General features: G+C 54.3%; 16 protein-coding genes. 13 read left to right on the top strand and 3 right to left on the bottom strand.

The genetic code is table 11. From position 1 onward, the window contains the following. Positions 1-3: 3 nt before the first annotated feature. From ACFSW5_RS24110 to ACFSW5_RS24090, 5 genes are all read left to right on the top strand, one after another. Entirely contained in the window at positions 4-1,095 is a 1,092-nt protein-coding gene (locus ACFSW5_RS24110) for an ABC transporter substrate-binding protein (protein ID WP_379279110.1), read from the top strand. A gap of 3 nt (positions 1,096-1,098) precedes the next feature. Further along, positions 1,099-1,878, top strand: a complete 780-nt coding sequence (locus ACFSW5_RS24105; protein WP_379279107.1) for an ABC transporter ATP-binding protein — start codon at positions 1,099-1,101, stop codon at positions 1,876-1,878. Next, positions 1,859-2,728, top strand: coding sequence for an ABC transporter permease (locus ACFSW5_RS24100; RefSeq protein ID WP_379279105.1), 870 nt, complete (start codon positions 1,859-1,861; stop codon positions 2,726-2,728). Before ACFSW5_RS24105 ends, ACFSW5_RS24100 begins: the two co-directional genes overlap by 20 nt. A gap of 200 nt (positions 2,729-2,928) precedes the next feature. Beyond that, on the top strand, positions 2,929-4,461 hold the full coding sequence (locus ACFSW5_RS24095) for a hypothetical protein (protein WP_379279170.1): 1,533 nt from the start codon (positions 2,929-2,931) through the stop codon (positions 4,459-4,461). Positions 4,462-4,754: 293 nt separating this feature from the next. After that, positions 4,755-5,639, top strand: coding sequence for a helix-turn-helix domain-containing protein (locus ACFSW5_RS24090; RefSeq protein WP_379279103.1), 885 nt, complete (start codon positions 4,755-4,757; stop codon positions 5,637-5,639). Between the two features lie 124 nt (positions 5,640-5,763). On the opposite strand, the gene ACFSW5_RS24085 is transcribed toward ACFSW5_RS24090, so the two are convergent. Next, positions 5,764-6,294: an NAD(P)H-dependent oxidoreductase gene (locus tag ACFSW5_RS24085; protein ID WP_379279101.1), complete on the bottom strand. Its 531-nt coding sequence runs from the start codon at positions 6,292-6,294 to the stop codon at positions 5,764-5,766. A 240-nt stretch (positions 6,295-6,534) separates the two neighbouring features. Between ACFSW5_RS24085 and ACFSW5_RS24080 the strand changes: the two genes are divergently transcribed. Then, the gene (locus ACFSW5_RS24080) at positions 6,535-6,891 is read left to right on the top strand and encodes a winged helix-turn-helix transcriptional regulator (RefSeq protein ID WP_379279097.1); all 357 of its coding nucleotides are present in this window, start codon (positions 6,535-6,537) and stop codon (positions 6,889-6,891) included. A gap of 115 nt (positions 6,892-7,006) precedes the next feature. Here the strand turns inward: ACFSW5_RS24080 and ACFSW5_RS24075 are convergent, their stop codons facing one another. Next, on the bottom strand, positions 7,007-7,279 hold the full coding sequence (locus ACFSW5_RS24075) for a hypothetical protein (RefSeq protein ID WP_379279095.1): 273 nt from the start codon (positions 7,277-7,279) through the stop codon (positions 7,007-7,009). Between the two features lie 545 nt (positions 7,280-7,824). Between ACFSW5_RS24075 and ACFSW5_RS24070 the strand changes: the two genes are divergently transcribed. Then, a complete protein-coding gene (locus ACFSW5_RS24070) occupies positions 7,825-8,244 on the top strand; it encodes a hypothetical protein (protein WP_379279093.1) in 420 nt (139 codons plus the stop codon). A 205-nt stretch (positions 8,245-8,449) separates the two neighbouring features. Then, on the top strand, positions 8,450-10,930 hold the full coding sequence (locus ACFSW5_RS24065; RefSeq protein ID WP_379279090.1) for a carbohydrate-binding protein: 2,481 nt from the start codon (positions 8,450-8,452) through the stop codon (positions 10,928-10,930). Positions 10,931-10,987: 57 nt separating this feature from the next. On the opposite strand, the gene ACFSW5_RS24060 is transcribed toward ACFSW5_RS24065, so the two are convergent. Next, positions 10,988-11,305, bottom strand: a complete 318-nt coding sequence (locus ACFSW5_RS24060) for a cupin domain-containing protein (protein ID WP_379279088.1) — start codon at positions 11,303-11,305, stop codon at positions 10,988-10,990. A 431-nt stretch (positions 11,306-11,736) separates the two neighbouring features. Here ACFSW5_RS24060 and ACFSW5_RS24055 point away from each other — a divergent pair, with 431 nt between their 5' ends. From ACFSW5_RS24055 to ACFSW5_RS24035, 5 genes are all read left to right on the top strand, one after another. Continuing rightward, positions 11,737-12,234, top strand: coding sequence for a TRAP transporter small permease (locus ACFSW5_RS24055; RefSeq protein ID WP_379279086.1), 498 nt, complete (start codon positions 11,737-11,739; stop codon positions 12,232-12,234). Further along, on the top strand, positions 12,234-13,529 hold the full coding sequence (locus tag ACFSW5_RS24050; protein ID WP_379279083.1) for a TRAP transporter large permease: 1,296 nt from the start codon (positions 12,234-12,236) through the stop codon (positions 13,527-13,529). Before ACFSW5_RS24055 ends, ACFSW5_RS24050 begins: the two co-directional genes overlap by 1 nt. A 91-nt stretch (positions 13,530-13,620) precedes the next feature. Then, positions 13,621-14,658, top strand: coding sequence for a TRAP transporter substrate-binding protein (locus tag ACFSW5_RS24045; protein WP_379279080.1), 1,038 nt, complete (start codon positions 13,621-13,623; stop codon positions 14,656-14,658). Positions 14,659-14,762: 104 nt separating this feature from the next. Further along, positions 14,763-16,583 (top strand): sensor histidine kinase, encoded by a 1,821-nt coding sequence (locus tag ACFSW5_RS24040; RefSeq protein ID WP_379279077.1) that lies wholly within the window; start codon positions 14,763-14,765, stop codon positions 16,581-16,583. Positions 16,584-16,587: 4 nt separating this feature from the next. Further along, positions 16,588-17,361 (top strand): response regulator transcription factor, encoded by a 774-nt coding sequence (locus tag ACFSW5_RS24035; protein WP_379279074.1) that lies wholly within the window; start codon positions 16,588-16,590, stop codon positions 17,359-17,361. The last annotated feature ends 155 nt before the right edge of the window (positions 17,362-17,516 follow it).

Below are 17,516 nucleotides of genomic sequence, written 5' to 3'. Positions count from 1 at the left end.
TCCATGAGGAAAAGTAAAGCCGCATTGTCTGTCATTGCCGCCATGCTGCTCTTCTTCGCGGCTGCCTGCGGAGGAGGAGGAGGCAATAACACGCCGCCAAGCCCAAGCCCGTCGCCAAGCGGCTCCGCGCCGCCCGCGGCGTCCGCCGATCCGTCGCCGTCCGAGACGTCGAAGGAGAAGGTGACGGTCAAATTTTCGGAAGTCATCCGCTCGATCTTCTATGCGCCGCATTACATCGCGATGTCGAAGGGCTTCTTCGAGGAAGAAGGTCTGATCGTCGATATGACGACGGCGCAAGGCTCGGATAAAGGGGCGGCCGCGCTTATCGCCGGTACGGCCGACATTTCGCTCGTAGGCCCGGAAACGGCCATCTATATTTACAATCAGAAGGGCGACAAGACGCTCAAAATATTCCACCAGCTGACGATGAAGGACGGCTCGTTCCTGCTCTCCCGCGAGAAGACGGACGCCTTCGACTGGAAGGACTTATCCGGCAAAACCGTCCTCGGCTGGCGGCCGGGCAGCGCCCCGCAGATGGTCATGAACTCGACGCTGATCCAAGAAGGCGTAACGGACGCGGCCGTCGTCACGAACATCGCGTCGCCGGCGCTTGCCGGGGCTTTCACCAGCGGCCAGGGCGACTATATCCAGCTGTTCGAGCCCGTCGCCTCGACGCTCGTGCAGGAGGGCAAGGCGCATTACGTCGCGTCGCTCGGCGAAGCGTTCGGCGACTTCCCGGAAACGTCGTACGTCGCGACGTCGGACTATATCGCCGAGCATCCGGACGTGATCCAAAGCTTCGTGAACGCCGTCGCGAAAGGCACCGCATGGCTCGGCACCGCGTCCGACGACGAAATCGCCGAGGCGTTAAGCCCGTTCTTCGAAGGCACATCCAAGGAGCTGATTATCCAGTCGATTCACCGGTATAAGGATCAAGGCACATGGCCGGAGAAGCCGGAGCTGACGGCGGAAGCGTTCGAGAAGCTGCAGGGCGTGCTGATCGAGAACGGCGTGCTGAAGGCCGAGGAGAAGATCGCCGACATGAACGCGGTCGTCGATATGAGCTTCGTGCAGAAGATCGGGGGTGCGGAATAAACGATGGCGCAAATCGAACTGCGGGATGTCAAGCTGAGTTATTTTACGCCTAAACAGGAAACCGAAACGCTGCGCGATATCCGGCTGTCGATTGAGCAAGGCGAATTTATCAGCATCGTAGGGCCGAGCGGGTGCGGGAAAAGCACCCTGCTCTCCCTTATCTCCGGCATGCAGAAGCCGACGGCCGGAACGGTCGAGATCGACGGGAAGGAAGTGCGGGGCACTTCCCCCAAGGTGGGGTACATGCTGCAGCACGATCATCTGTTCGAATGGCGGGACGTGCTGAACAACTTGCTCGTCGGAGCCGAAATCCGGCGCATGAACAAACGAAAAGCGCGAGAGAAAGCGCTCGAGCTGCTCGAACGGTACGGCCTTGGCGGCTTCGCCTACCATAACCCGATGCAGCTGTCGGGCGGCATGCGCCAGCGGGTCGCTTTAATCCGGACGCTTGTGGCCGAGCCGGACATTTTGTTGCTTGACGAGCCTTTCTCCGCGCTGGATTATCAAACCCGGCTGACGCTTGCCGACGATATCCACCGCATTATCAAGGACCAAGGCAAGACGGCCATTCTCGTCACGCACGACATCTCGGAAGCGATCAGCATGGCCGACCGCGTCATGGTCATGTCGAAACGGCCGGCCACGATATCGGCGGTATACGATATTCAGTTTGACGAAGGAGAAGGGTTATCCCCGTGGAAAAAACGCGAGGCTAGCCGCTACAATCAATATTTTAACGCTATATGGAGGGAGTTGGACGGTCATGTCGTCACTGCCCGTTAAAGAATTGTCCATCTCCAGCGACCGTTCGTCGGCCGCTCAAGCCGGACAGCCGGCTTCGCCGGCGTATCTTCGCTATTTATCCCGGCAAAAAAGAAACAGATGGCTCGTTCAATTGTCCCGTCTTGCCGTATTGGCCGTCTTTCTCGGCTTATGGGAGCTGGCCGCGTCGCTCAGATGGATCGATCCGATGCTGACCAGTCAGCCGTCGCGCCTTGTCACCTCGTTCTGGGAGCTTGCGACGGCGGGGAACTTGTGGCATCACACCGGGGTAACCGCGCTGGAGACGATTATCGGCCTTGCGATCTCGATGACGGTCGGCATGCTGATCGCCGTCCTGTTCTGGTGGTCCACGTACGCTTCCAGCGTGCTGGAGCCTTATATGGTCGTGCTGAACGCGCTGCCGAAGGTGGCGTTTGGACCGATCTTCTACATCTGGCTGGGCGACCGGTATTCCGTTTACGGCATGGCGATCGCGATTTCGATTATCGTCACGATCATGATGATCGAATCCGGCTTTAAAGAAATCAGCAAGTCGAAGCTGAAGCTGATGGAGTCGTTTGGCGCAACCAAGCTGCAGATGCTCCGCATGGTGCTGCTGCCGGCAAGCGTGCCGAACTTGATCGCGACGCTCAAAGTCAACGTCGGCCTGACGCTGGTCGGGGTCATCATGGGCGAGTTTCTGTCGTCGAAGGCGGGACTCGGTTATTTAATCATTTACGGCGGACAGGTATTCCAGATGGATATGGTTATGGTCAGCATCGCCATGCTGGCGCTGTTGTCGATCCTTCTCTATGGCCTCGTTACGGCGATAGGGCATTATGCGCTCAGGCGCAACCATTTCGAGAGGTAAAACGGACAATGGACAAGGCTCGCTTGAAGTCTCGTCGATGCGCCGGAGGCAGCGGCGCATGCATGGTCCGCGGCAAGCCGTCTTTCGGGAAGCCGTTCCGGCCAGGCGGCCATGTCCCGAGCCAGCTCGGAACATGGCCGCACGGGATGGCTTAAGCGGTTTGCGCTTTTTAACGGGAGCTCACATCCAATTTGCCAGATATGAAGGAAAGGGGAGCGGTGCGCCATGCCATCCTGTCTGTTGGCCTGCCGGGCGGACGCCGCAACAGAATCGATCCGATGAAGCCGATTCTATTTACGCTGGCGATAACCGCTTATCTTTGCTCGGTCTTTTTTCCCGGCGCCCTATGGTCCTCTATCGTCTCCGCGCTCAGCTTGGCCGTTATCGCGGCCGTATTCCGATCGGTGACCGGTTTCGTCAAAGCTGCGGGCACGGTGTTTCTGACGATAGGCGGCTTCCTCCTGGCCGTAGGGGGCGCATCGCTGCAGGAAGCTTTGCTCAGCTTCGGCTATATGCTTAACGTACTGAGCTTGTTCGCCCTTGTTCCTCTCATTGCGATACCGCTTCGGCTGGGCAAGTACGAGAGGGGCGTTCAGGCGATGATCCGGTCGCGGGTTAGGCACTCCGGCGCGCTGTATGCGGTCACTTCGTCGTTGTCGTACATGTTCTGCGCCTTTATGAATTTGGCCGCGCTTCCGATGGTGCATCAAACGATTCGGCCGTCGCTCGAGTTGTATCCCATTCAAGACCGGGACCGGTTCGTCAGCAGGGCGATTACCCACGGCTACAGCATGCCCGTGTTGTGGTCTCCTTTGGCGCCGATTATGGGCATCGTCGTCGAGATGACGGGCGTGCGGTGGATCGACATTTTGCCGGTTGTCATCCCGTTTAGTCTAATTGGACTAGCCTTGGATATCGGAATGGGGATGTGGATTGCCAAGCGCCGGATAATCCGTCGGGCTAACGGCGCGGGCGCGATCGGGGAGCTTGCGGAAGCGAAGGACAGCCCGGTTGAAGCGAACGGCGTAGAAGAGCGGCTAAAGCTCGCGGCAACGCAAGGCAATCGGGCGCGGTTCGCCGATATTCTCAAGAGCGGCGGCGCCAAGCATCCGGCACAGATTATTGCGGCTATTTTGCTGTTTAATGCGCTCATTTCGATCATGGAGGGTTTGACGAATCTCGGCTTTCTGATGCTGGTGTCCGTGACGGTCGTTCCGTTCGCTTTGGTCTGGTCGATGCTCATCGGACAAGGCAGGCAGTTTCTGAAGGAAGCCCGCAAGAGCATGCCCGAGCAGCTGCTTCGGATGCAGGACCAGTTTTTCGTATACTTGAGCGCGGGGTTTATGATCACGGCGATTCAGACAACCGGAGCGGGCCATGTGTTGAACGAAGGGATCGCCGCATTCAAGGATTGGATCGGCAGCGAGATGTTCCTGCTCTGCATTCCGTTTATTCCGTTTGTTCTGGCGTTTGCCGGTTTGCACCCCGCGGTCGGTTTGGCGCTGGCCGCCGAATCGCTGGACCCGGCCGCGCTCGGCTTGCCGCCGCATTTAACCGCCATCGCCATGCTTACGGGCGCGACGACGGCGTTTCTGATGGGACCGTACAATGCGACGGCCGGCATGATGGCGGGGCTTATCGAGCGCAGCCCGTACAACGTATCCAATTGGAACGCGCCCTATACGGCCGCATATATGGGGTTATCCCTTTTGCTTTTGTTGATTTTGCATTAAGTTGCTTCAAGTTGCTTCGTCGACGATGATCGGGGCCTCTCCTTTTCTATATACATAGGACCTCTCCATAGAGCGGTCAGGCATAGGGCATAACGCCATAATTTGATATTGCCGAGCCAACCGTTTTATTCGATATTATAACTAATTATATCCCTCTTGGATCGGCTTTCGCAGCCTGTCCCGGAGGGTTTCTTGCTGTCCGGCGCCGCTTGGCGTCTTAGTCAACATCGCAAAAATAATCAAAAAACAGGATGCGCCGATCTGGTATCGTTAAAGCAAAGGAGGGCGCCGCCTTGACTATCCGCAGCATCATTCAGGAAAGCATTCGATATATGGAGGAACGACTGGAGGAGGACATTACGCTGGAGCAGATCGCGGCGCATGCCGGATTTTCGCCGTATCATTTTCACCGGCTGTTCCGCAGGGAGATCGGCATGAACGTGGCCGATTACGTAAGGAGCCGGCGGCTCTGCATGGCTTCGAGACTGCTCCTGTATTCGGACATGCCCATTATCGATTTGGCTTTTCACTGTTACTTCGAAAGCCAGGAGGCTTTCACCCGCGCATTTAAAAAAACGTACGGCATGCCGCCGGGGCGTTACCGCAAAATGTTCGCTTCGATGACGCATGCTGCCAAAGGAGAGGGAACGATGAATACGGAATCGCCGGTAAAAGGCTGGTTTCTAAGCGGGAGCCATCCGCATCAATACGAGATCGGAATCGACCGCAGCTACGTGCACCAGGGGAACGCATCGGGTTATATCAAGGCGGTTACGCCGGAAAGCCCGGAAGCTTTCGCGACGATGATGCAGCAATTTAAAGCGAATCGTTATATCGGCAAAAGAATGCGTTTTTCCGGTTTCGTCAAAACGAGGGGCGTGGAGCAGTTTTGCGGCTTGTGGATGAGAGTCGACAATAACGCGCAGGACGTGCTGCGCTTCGATAACATGCACAACCGGAAAATAACGGGAGACACCAACTGGAACCATTACGCGATCGTCCTCGATATTCCGGATAACAGCGCGACGATTTCGTTCGGCGTTTTGCTGATGGGCCCGGGACAGGCTTGGGTGGACGGCTTCCGCTTCGAAGAGGTGGACGACAGCGTGCCGACGACAAACATGGAGCTCGATGATTTGGAGCGGGACGAACCTTACAACCTTTCATTTGAGGAGTAGGGCGAGAGCGGAATGAACATGCAAACTCCAAGCCGCAGCAGGCGGATGAGAGTTTGCATGTTTTTGCATGATCGTCCTTGTCTTGCTAAGTCCAATCGGATTACGCTGCCCGCTTTGATTTCCTTTATCGTGCGAGCTCCGCCAAGGGGCTCCGAATATGCTCGGCATACCGCTCCGCTTCGGTTGTAAGAGTTTTAGCAGTCGGATTATACGACACAAAGGCCGGAAGGAACGTACCGTTGCAACGATTAATGGTGCTTTGAATCGGCCGAATATATTCGCTGACGGTAAACCAATTGCGTCCGCCGGCGCGATATTCGTTCTCGGATCCTCCCGTTGTGGTAGCGACCAGGAATTCCTTCCCCTTTAGATGGTCCCCCCCGGGTCCATACGCCCAGCCATAGGTCAGAACGTCGTCAAACCACTTTTTGAGCAGCGGCGGGCAGCTGTACCAATAGAAAGGGAACTGGAATACGATCCGGTCATATTCGAGCAGCAATTGCTGCTCTCGTTCGGCATTAATCCTCCAAAGCGGATACTCCTCATACAAATCGCGTATGTAAATACCCGGCTCGTTTTTTAATCCGTCCGCCAGCGCTTTGTTCCATACGGACTCTTTCATGTTGGGATGCGCGACAATTACCATCGTTTTCATGACCATCATCCTTTGCGATTTTTATGCTTGTCAATCAACCTGCCTTTTACCACCCCATTATTAAGGACATTTCCGGCTTTGCAAAGTACGCTTTTTACACGTACTTAGTCCTTTCGGACGTACTTTAGGCGGGGTATGGGCTTTCTAATGACGGTACGTTATAACGTACTAAGTACGAATAGAAAGATTACTATTGCGATTCGAGATAGTCTGATAAAGTAAAGGAAGGAGCTGATGTTGATGGAAGCAAAAATCCGCGAGGAGACATCGAATCAAGGCATATTGGCGATATTGGAGGTCGTCGGGGGAAAATGGAAGCCTTTAATCCTGTTCCTATTGCTTTATCGGGGCACCAAGCGATTCGGAGAGCTGAAGCGGATGCTCGCCGGCATTACGCAAGGCACCCTCGCGAATCAGCTTCGGGAGCTCGAACGGGACGGGCTCGTTGAACGCCGCGTCTACCCGGAGATTCCTCCGAAAGTCGAATACCATTTAACCGATTACGGCAAAACGCTGGCGCCCGTATTGACTGCAATGTGCGATTGGGGATTTAAGCATCTCGATCATATGAAGGGGCTGCGCGAAGAAGGGGACTAAGCGGGGATGATGGTACAAGCGCGATCTACGACATTAAAATCGACAAGGTTGTCTTTACCGACGGTACTTCCTGGGTAAACCGATAAAACCAGAAAGCAAAAAAACTCACCTCAAGCTAGGTGAGTTTTCTTTTTAGAGCGGTTCTATTGTTGAGGGGGGTTAACGATATGATCTCGCTAATTCTAATGGCAATAGGTCTCCGTTCCGAAAGGATCACAAGCACGTCTTTGCCGACCATTTTTAAGACACCGTCGAACTCGGCTGAACCGGCTTCATCCACGGCGAGTCCAGTTGTGGAAATAAAAACCCGCCTTCCTAATAATCTTCGTACTTTCTGCCGGAAAGTCAACATTTCAAGACCCCTTTCTTTATCGTCTGCTTCAAGCATTCCTCTTATTTCTTATTCCCGGCCTCTGTCCGACCAAAGCAACGATCTCGTCGTTTCTAATGATGACGCGTCTTCTTTCATCCGTAATAAAACAAATGAAATCTTTTCCCACCTGACGTATCACACCTTGGAATCGAGCAGGTTCTGCGGTACCGTTTAAGCCTCGGGGCGAGCCTGTTGTAAAAATGACGACACGGCGGCCAATAAACATTCTAGCGAAGGCTTTGAAAGAAAAATTCACTACATAATCTCCCCTTCTATGAAGATAGCGTCAATGCCGGACACGAGGGTTTATATAAAAATTGTTTGCGTTCAGTACTACAGATTATGTGGATCATGTCGAGCAGTTGCATCCCCGCTGCATTAGCCGAAAGAACCCCTCATCGTTTCGACGATGCGGGGTTCTTTTCATAAGAGCTACAGGTTCTCAGAACTATCTTAATCTGTATAAAAATGGTTCCTATGTTTCATGTAAATTTTATAAAAAAAGGTATAGTTAGGTAATGGATGGAATGTCCAAATTTTACCTTTAAGGAGGGTTTATTATGAAAAACGTTCGTTTATTTCTGCTCGTGCTTACGATCGCGCTCAGTCTCCCGTTCCTGACCGGCTTTACAAGCGGCGAAACGGCGTCGCCCCTCACCCCGCAGGCGACCGTTACCCCGATGGGTGCAGGCGAATGGGATTATATCGGCTCTTCTACGTTTACTACCTCCAGCGCGACCGCCAATTCCGCAGGCGGAGACTTTCTGATCTGCCTTGAGGCCGGCCCGTCCGGCTACTATAACTTATATGAATACGATCCGTCGAATGCGGATGACCGGGTAGGCTACGTATACTTATACGCCGGCGCCTGCGGCGCCTTCCGCGATATCGGCGGCTTCGTGGACGGCGACAACAAGCGGGCCGAGTTTTACGTTTATAAGGCCTTTGGCGGCAGCGCTACGATTTCGTTCTGGGATTGACCGGCCGGCGGCGCGCTTTGCATTAGACAGCTACCATCCGTAGCTGTCTTTTTTGCCGTTCAGTCAGCTCGCCGCCGCCCTGCGCCGGTATGGCATCGAACAAGGTAAGTTGCGGGCGGGCGATTGGGAGTAATATAATATGCGAAAATACGAAGCCGTTCGAGGTGGCGATAAATGAGTATTCCAAGAGGAGGTTCTGCATCCTGTGAAGACAAGCTTCAAGGTTAATCGCAACGGGGTTATGACGTTCTTGTTGGCCGCATTTGTCGTCATATCGGTTATTGTTATGATCGGCAAGGAAGAAGAGGAAGACACTCTATTAAAAACGGGAAACTATTTCTATAGTCTTACTCCGGACGGAGGGAACTCTCCCGATTTAAATGCGGACGGACTCCGATCCTCGGCAAACGGCGTGTTGTTCGACGGGGCTCCGTCTTACGCGGGCTGGATGGGAGGCGAGAACGCTCCCGGGACCGTGAATGTCGTGATTGACCTGTTAAAGGATTACCCATTGAACAAGGTCCGCGTAGTGCTGAATTCGCCCAACCAATATTGGGGATTTAAAGACATTACCGTCAAATATCGTTCCGAGGCGGCGACGGGTTATTCCATTGCCGACCGGCACGAAAGAACGGGGAACGGCTTGAACTACTCGGTAACCGTTCCGATGTCCAACAAGTCGGCCAGATTTATGATTTTGACCGTTAGCCGTTCGCAGCCTTATCAACATATTCCCTTGACGGAAGTTGAGATTTATAAAGGTACGGGGGTTGAAGGGCGGAAGCCGGGACAGGCGCTTACGACGGAACAATTGAAAGCCGAACTGAAGAAGGAAGTCGTGCTGGTAGATAAATACGGCTATTCGACGAGCGAAACTTGGCCGGGAAAGGTTACGTCAGATGACCAGCTGCGGCAGGAATATTCGGATGAGGCCAAGGCGCTGGCGGATGTGTCGCTGGACCTGACGAAATACGATCCATACGGAGGCATTAAAAGGCTGGGGAAGCAGGAAAGCACCGGGTACTTCAGGCTGCAAAACATCGACGGCAAATGGTGGTTTATTACGCCGGACGGATATCCCTTTATCGTGAAAGGGGTCGATGCCGCAAGCTTGTGGGAGTACGGCTATAAGACGCCGATTCTGAATGAGGACGGAACCCCGAAGCGGATATTCGAAGAATTGCCCGATCGGACCGACTACGCTCCTGCTTATACCAAAGATGCAAACGGGGAATACGTCAGCTTCGTCATCGCCAATGTAATGAAAAAATACGGAAGCGACTTTGAGGCGAAATGGGAGGACATCACCAAAAAGCGTCTGATCGAGTGGGGCTTTAATACGTTCAGCAAGTGGACGAAACCGAGAAACGTCACGTTTCCGTATATTCAAGTGCTGCAAGACCCGCCGGATTTGAGAAGGATACAATGGACGTACGACGTGTTTGATCCGCAGAGCAGGACCATCATCGAGAACGCGCTGAAGGCGAAGCTTCAAGAGGCGAAAGACAGCAAATGGCTGATCGGCTATACCTACGACAATGAAGCGGGCTGGAATGCGGATATCGTAAAAGAGGTGCTGACGTATTCTTCGGACTCTCCGGCTAAAGAAACGTTCGTTGATTTTCTTAAGCCGAGATATAACGGCAGCCTTGCCGCGGTGAATAAGCTTCTGGGCACGAACGCCAAATCGTTTGACGCATTGAAAGATACCCCGATCGATATCGGCAAAGTCCCCGCGGTCGACGTATCGGAGTATATCCGGCTGGCGTCCAGAACGTATCATTCCATGATCAGGGACATTATTAATAAATACGACCCGAACCATCTGTTCCTCGGCACAACTGTCGTTCCCACTTGGCGAACGAGCTTGGATTGGGATCAGGAAGCCATGCAATATGTAGACGCCTTTTCCGTCGACAGCTATACAAGGGATGCGGGCTGGATTTCCAGATACGAGGATTACGGAAAACCTTTGTTAAATCTGGAGCTTTCATTCGGATCGTCCGAACGCGGACTTTCCAATGTCAGGGCGGCTACGATGGCGGCCAGCATTGCGGATCGAGGAACGGCTTACCAGGCTTTGGCGGAAAGCCAGGCCGCGCATCCGTTGTTCGTCGGCTCGGGCTGGTTTTCCTATTACGATCAGCCGGTAACCGGGCGCCCGGACGGCGAGAGCTACAACGTCGGACTGGTCAACCAGCAGGATCAGCCGTATACGGATATGGTGAACATCATGAAGACGGTCCATGACGGGTTGGAAAATATTCACGTTAACGGCTCTGCCCAATCGGCGAATCCCGCTCCGGTCAAAATGGAAGCCGAGGAATATAGTTCGCAAATGGGGATTGAGACTCATCCCTTGTCGGAGGCGGAGACGGGGACCAGAATCGGTTCCTTGCAGCAAGGCGACTGGGCCGCTTACGGCGAGGTCGATCTGACGGGGATGAAGAGCATCGATGTGAGGCTCGCCTCGGCCGTTTCAGGCACGGTCAAGATACGGTTGGGAGGCCCGGCGGGTACCGTTATAGGTACGCTTCCTATCGCTCCCACCGGCGGATGGCAGAGTTGGACGACGTCCAATGTTCCGATCGAACCGACCATCGGCACGCACAACCTTTACTTTACATTCGAAGGGGACGAGGGGCAGGCGATCGGCACGATCGACTATTTTGAAATCAAACCGTAATGAGAAGCGAAACAACAGACGATTGCCCCGGCCGCTATGCCGGGGCTAATTGACGTTCTACCTCTTTAATAAGTCCTCGCGGATCGGCGTGAACACGTCCAGCAGCACCGAGCTTTCCAGCGCGGTAACGCCGTGCTTGGCCCCGCTCGGAATGCTGATCGTGTCGCCTTCCTTCAGCACCGTTTCGACGCCGTTTATGCGGAAGACAAGCTTGCCTTTGATGCAGTAGCTCATCTGCTCGTGGACATGGCTGTGCTCGTACCCTTCGGCTCCGGGCTCGAAATGCACCTCCATCATCATTAAAGATTGTCCGGCCTGCTTGATGCAGCGTACAACGCCGGGTTCCGCTTTTTCCCATACTCCGATATTGCTCATTTTTTTCATCTCCTAAAGGTTTTTGTGAATAAATGCCCCGATAAGGGGCATGGAACAAAAATCCGGCTTCGTAAGCGTGTGCTTAGGTTTTTGTGAATAAATGCCCCGATAAGGGGCATGGAACAAAAATCCGGCTTCGTAAGCGTATGCTTAGGTTTTTGTGAATAAATGCCCCGATAAGGGGCATGGAACAAAAATCCGGCTTCGTAAGCGTATGCTTAGGTTTTTGTGAATAAATGCCCGATAAGCCAGCATTGGAATCACCCGCTTAGGTCGAGTGTATACGAATTTCGGCCGCGGCGCCCGGGGCTTAAGCAAACTTCTAAAAAAATCACAAAAAAGTATAAAACGACCCTTACACGCTCTCTCCTCCGATCAAGCTACAATGAGTAAGCAATCAGCCTTACACGTCAAGCCGAGGGGGATGATAAATGAAAACGCTTAAAAAAGTCGCGCTGGCCATCGACACCTTTTTGGAGACGGCTACGTTAATCGGGCTTGTCGCGATGATCGTAATCGTTACCGTGCAAGTTTTTACGCGAAAAGTATTCAGCTATGTATTCCACGGTTCGGAAGAAATAACGATGCTGCTGCTCGTTTGGTTTTCGTTTCTTGGAATCGCTTTCGGTTTCCGGGAAAAATTGCATCTCGGCATCGACTCGTTTACGGCCAAATGGCCGAAGCGGCTAAACGCGATTCTCGACAAAGTCATATATGCCGTCATCTTTGCTTTCGGCGTCTATCTCGTTTATTACGGCTGGCGCTTTACCGTCCTGATGAGCGAGTCCGAGCTTCCCGCAACCGGATGGCCGAACAGTCTTCTGTACATGGTCATGCCGATAACCGGATTGCTGACTTGCGTGTACGCGTTTTTGCAATTTATCGGCGTCGATACGCGCAGACACCGAGATTTAGGGGGACATGAGTAATGGCCGAATCGACAATCGCGATATGTATTCTTGCAATCAGCTTTGCAGCGCTCATCATCCTTCGCTTTCCCGTTGCCCTCGGCCTTGCCGTCTCTTCTATCCTGACCGTCCTGTACCTCGGCATTCCGCTCGAGACGATCGGCCAGACGATGGTACAAGGAATGAACTCGTATTCGCTGCTGACGATTCCATTTTTCATTTTGGCCGGACAAATTATGGGCGAGGGCAAAATGGCGCTGCGTCTCATCAATTTGGCCCAACTGATCGTCGGAGGCGTCCGCGGCGGACTTGCGATGGTGAACTGCGTCGCTTGCATGTTCTTCGGCAACATATCCGGATCGGCTGCAGCCGACGTGTCCTCGATCGGATCGATCATGATTCCGTCGATGAAGAAGAAAGGGTACGACACCGATTATTCGGTAGGCGTGACCGTCTCCGCGGCGATTCAAGGCGTCGTCGTGCCGCCGAGCCATAATCTGGTGCTTTATTCGCTGGCGGCGGGAGGAGGCATCTCGATTTCGAGCTTGTTTCTGGCAGGAATCGTCCCGGGGTTCTTGATGTGCCTTGCGCTTATGGCGACCAGCTACGTATTTGCGGTCAAGCGCGGCTATGAAAAAGGCGAGCCGGTGGCGAGGAAAGACATCCCGGTTATTATCCGGGACGGGCTGCTGTCGCTCATGACGGCGGTCATCATTCTGGGAGGCATCTTCACCGGCTGGTTTACCGCGACGGAAAGCGGGGCGATCGCCTGCTTGTACGCTTTTATCCTTACTTTCTTTGTCTACCGGGACATTCCGCTTAAGCGCATGGGCGTCATCTTGAAGCGCACGTTCCGGACCGTATCGATGGTCTTGTTCCTGATCGCGGCTTCGGCTTCGTTCAGCTGGGTGCTCACGTACCTGCAAGTGCCGAGCATGATCACGGATTGGATGCTGGCCGTGTCGGACAATCCGATCATTATTTTGCTTATTATCAATATCCTGCTGCTGCTGCTTGGCGCGCCGATGGATATGGCTCCGCTCATTCTTATTATGACGCCGATTCTGCTGCCGGTCGTCACGTCGATCGGGATGGATCCCGTCCATTTCGGCATCATCTTGATGCTTAATCTCGGGATCGGGCTGTTGACGCCGCCGGTCGGCACCGTATTGTTCATTGGCGCGGCCATCGGCAACATATCCGTCTCGCAAGCGACAAAAGGGATGATGCCGTACTTCTATGTATTATGCGTCGTGCTGCTCATTCTGACCTATATTCCAGGCATCGTCATGTGGCTGCCTAACCTATTCGGGTGAAGCCGTTTATCTCTAGGGAATAATTGGAACAAGAAAATATGTATGCGCTTTCTATGATTTTAATTATAATTGGTAGAGGGGCGAATTCGGAATGAAAAAAAGCAAGCTAACGATGGCGTTGTTATCGGTGGTCATGGCGGGAGCGCTCGCTGCGGGCTGCGGCGGCAACACGAAGGAAACGATAACGGGGGCCGACGCTTCCGCCGGCGGCTCCCAAACGGAAGGTCCCAAATATACGTTCCGTTTGGCGGATGCGCATCCGGAGGGTTACCCGACCGTCGTCGGCGACCAGAAGTTCGCGGAGCTCGTCAAGGAGAAATCCGGCGGGCGCATCACGATCGAAGTGTTCCCGTCGGCACAGCTCGGCGAAGAGAAAGCGGTCATCGAGCAGGTGCAGCTTGGCGCGATCGAGTTTACGCGCGTGAGCACGGGAGCGCTCGGCGGCTTTAACAAGCAATACGAAGTGTTCAGCCTTCCTTATATTTTTGAAAGCGACGAGCATCTATGGAAGTTTCTCGAGAGCGATAAAGGGAAAGCTCTCTTGGACAGCCTCGAATCGTCCCGCATGAAGGGGCTTGCCTATTACAGCTCCGGCGCAAGAAGCTTTTATTCGACGAAGCCCCTTGGCAGCATCGACGATTTGAAAGGGCAGAAAATCCGGGTCATTCAAAACAAAGTGAATATCGACCTGATGGAAGCTTTGGGCGCCAATGCGACGCCGATGAACTACGGCGAAGTATTCAGCGCGCTGCAAACCGGCATTATCGACGCGGCCGAAAACAACTATCCGAGCTACTTGACGTCCAATCATTACCAGCATGCGAAAAACTTGATTTTGGATCAGCATCAGCGCGTGCCGGAAACGCTGCTCATCAGCAAGATCACTTGGGATAAGCTGTCGGAAGCGGACCAAAAAATTATTCTGGAGGCGGCCCAGGAGTCTGTCGCGGTACAGCGGGCGGAATGGGACAGGTTCGAGAAGGAGTCCGAAGAGAAAATTAAAGCGGCCGGCGTTACGATCACCGAGGTTACGGATTTGAAGCCGTGGCAAGAGGCGGTCAAACCCGTCATCGATAAATACCGGTCCGAGTACGGCGAAATATTGGATGCCATCGAGCAGGCGAAATAAATAGGGGAAGGAGGCGAACGGCTTGCCTCCTTCTTCTCGTTGCGCGGCGGGAGCAGGCATAACCGGAAAGCCATAGTCAATGACGGATTGGAGGCGGCATGACGTTGAAACGGAAACAGGCGTTAAGGCTTTGGCAAATCGCGCAGCGCATGCTGTTTTTGCAGGATCGGCCGCTTTCCGTGAAGCTGCTTGTTTTTTTAGGGCTGCTCGTCATCGTGCCTCTAGTGGTCGTCGGCGTGATCTCCTACGTCAAATCGTCGGCGATTCTGCAGGACGGCGCGAGCCGCAGCAGCTGGCAAATTATGGCCCAGGTGAAATCGCATATCGAATATTACATTCGGGATTTCGAGATCGATTCGATCAGGCTGATGAATCAGCCCAATATGAGGAAGCTGCTTACGATGGACAATGCGGAGGAAATCGAAAGCAGCGGCATGAAGGATCGCATCCTTCAATTGTTCAAGGATACGGCTTATTCGCGCCCCGATCTGTCCCGCATTACGCTGCTGCTGGAAGGAAAGGCGGTGATCGATACGGCAGGCGGGGACGAGGGGCAGGCCCTTGCCGCGCTGCCGCATTCGGAATGGTACGCAACCGTTCCGATGAACGGCGACATCAAGCTGGTCAGCCGCGTGTCGCAGCGGCGGAACAGAACCGAGAACGTCATTTCGATCGCGAAGCGGATTATCGACCCGCAGACGCTTGAGCCGGCCGGGATGCTCATTATGGACATCAACTTCAAGCGGATCGAGGAGATCGCCTACAACGTGACGGTCGGGCGGTCCGGCTACATGGCGATTCTCGACGAACAAGGCCGTTATATTTACCATCCCGATCCGGCCATGCTCGGGCATAAAGCCGCGTTCCGCCATATCGATTGGATGCTGAGCGAGGACAACGGTTATTTTCAGACCGGGAACGAGCCTTTTTATACGTTCAACCGCTCTTCTTATTTGAATTGGTATCTTATTTCGGTAATGCCCGCCGAGGAGCTGACCCGCGGAGTGGCCTATATCGGTCGGACGCTGTCGGTTACCGTGCTTGTAACCTTATTCGTCGCGTATTTGTTTGCGATCGGGTTTGCGGCGAGCATCGTCGCGCCGATCCGGAAGCTGCAGTTTTTCATGAAGCGGGTCAAGGAAGGCGATTTTGCGGCGCGGGCGAAGGTGGATTCCAAGGACGAAATCGGGCGTCTGGCCAACGACTTTAACGGGATGGTCGAAACGGTTCAGGTGCTCATGGACGAGGTGTACGCCGCTCGGCTGCGGGAAGCCGAACTGTCGCTGTGGCAGAAGGAAGCGGAATTGAAGCTGCTGCAATCGCAGGTGAACCCGCATTTCCTGTACAACGCGCTGGAGACGGTGCGGGGCATGGCGCTGGAGAGGGACATGGGCGACATCGCCAAGCTGGTGTCCTCGCTCGCGAAGCTGCTCCGTTATAATTTAAACAATAAGTCGCCGGTCGTATCGCTGAAGGAAGAGCTGGCGATTTGCCGAATGTATTTGGCGATTCAAAAATTTCGCTTCGAGGAGAAGCTTAGCTTTGCGATCGACGTCCCGGATTGGGCGCTGAGCCAGGAGATCGTCAAGTTTTCGCTGCAGCCGCTTGTGGAGAACAGCGTCATTCACGGCATGGAGCCGGGAACGGCGAAAGTAAGCATTACGATCGGCGTCTCGAGGATAAGCGAGGAAAGTTATGCGCTTACGATTGAGGATACGGGAGCGGGCATACCGCCGGAGAGGCTGCGCGACATCCGGCTTGGCCTTCGCCATAACGATGCGTCCATGGCCGGCGAGCATATCGGCATGCTTAACGTGCATCGGAGAATCGTTCATCTGTGCGGAGAGCCGTACGGACTGCGGGTCGACAGCGAGCCGGGGCAAGGGACCTCCGTTTCCGTCCATCTACCGCTGAAGGAGGCATAGACTTATGCGACACACGGTTACCGGAAACGAAACGTACAAGGTGCTGCTCGTAGAGGACGAACGTTGGGTGCGCCTTGTGCTGCGCGAAGTGTTGAAGGAAACGGGGCTTCCGTTCCGCATCGTGCAGGAATGCGGGAACGGGCTCGAAGCGCTCGATTGGCTGAAGGAGAATAACGCCCACCTGGTGCTTGCCGACGTGAAAATGCCGGTCATGGACGGCCTTTCCTTCGTAGAGCAGGCAAGCAGGCTGGCCGGCAAGCCGTCCGTCGTGTTTATAAGCGGGCATGACGATTTCCATGCGGCCCGCCAAGCGCTGCGATGGGGAGTCGTCGATTATTTGCTGAAGCCGGTAGAGGCGGAGGAGATGGCCGCCGTGCTGCGCCGCTGGATGGCGGAGCGGGAGAAGGGAGGCTCGTCGGCCGCGCCGTCCCCCGCCGCGGCCGATGAGACTTCCTTGATCGGACGGGTGCTGCGGATTATCCATTCCAGTCCGGTCCATGCGCTCAGCTTATCGGACATTGCGGCGAAGGTGCATATGAATCCGAGCTATTTAAGCCAATACTTCAAGCAGCATACGGGCACGAACTTCATCGATTATATCGTGGGACTGCGCATGGAGGAAGCGCGAAGGCTGGTCGCCTCCACGACGCTGCGTATTTGCGAAATCGCGGAGCGTCTAGGGTACAACGATACCGCCTATTTCAGCAACGCGTTTAAAAAAGCGACGGGCCAAACCCCGCTCGAATACCGCAAAAGCGGCCCGAAAAGCTGTTCGTAGAGGCAACCGCCGGACGGGGCGATAAGCTCGCGAGAATCGCTCGACCGCCGTTCGGCTGTAAAGCTGCTTAGCCGTAAACCGGCCGAACCGTAAACCGGCCGAACGCCGCTCCTTGATTTTTTTTTCATTTTCTGGAAGACTTGGCAATGCTATAA

This window comes from Paenibacillus thailandensis (assembly GCF_042685365.1).
GTDB lineage: Bacteria > Bacillota > Bacilli > Paenibacillales > Paenibacillaceae > Paenibacillus_AP > Paenibacillus_AP thailandensis.
Note: the sequence above shows the minus strand (reverse complement) of the source record. Positions and strands in the feature narration are given on the sequence as shown.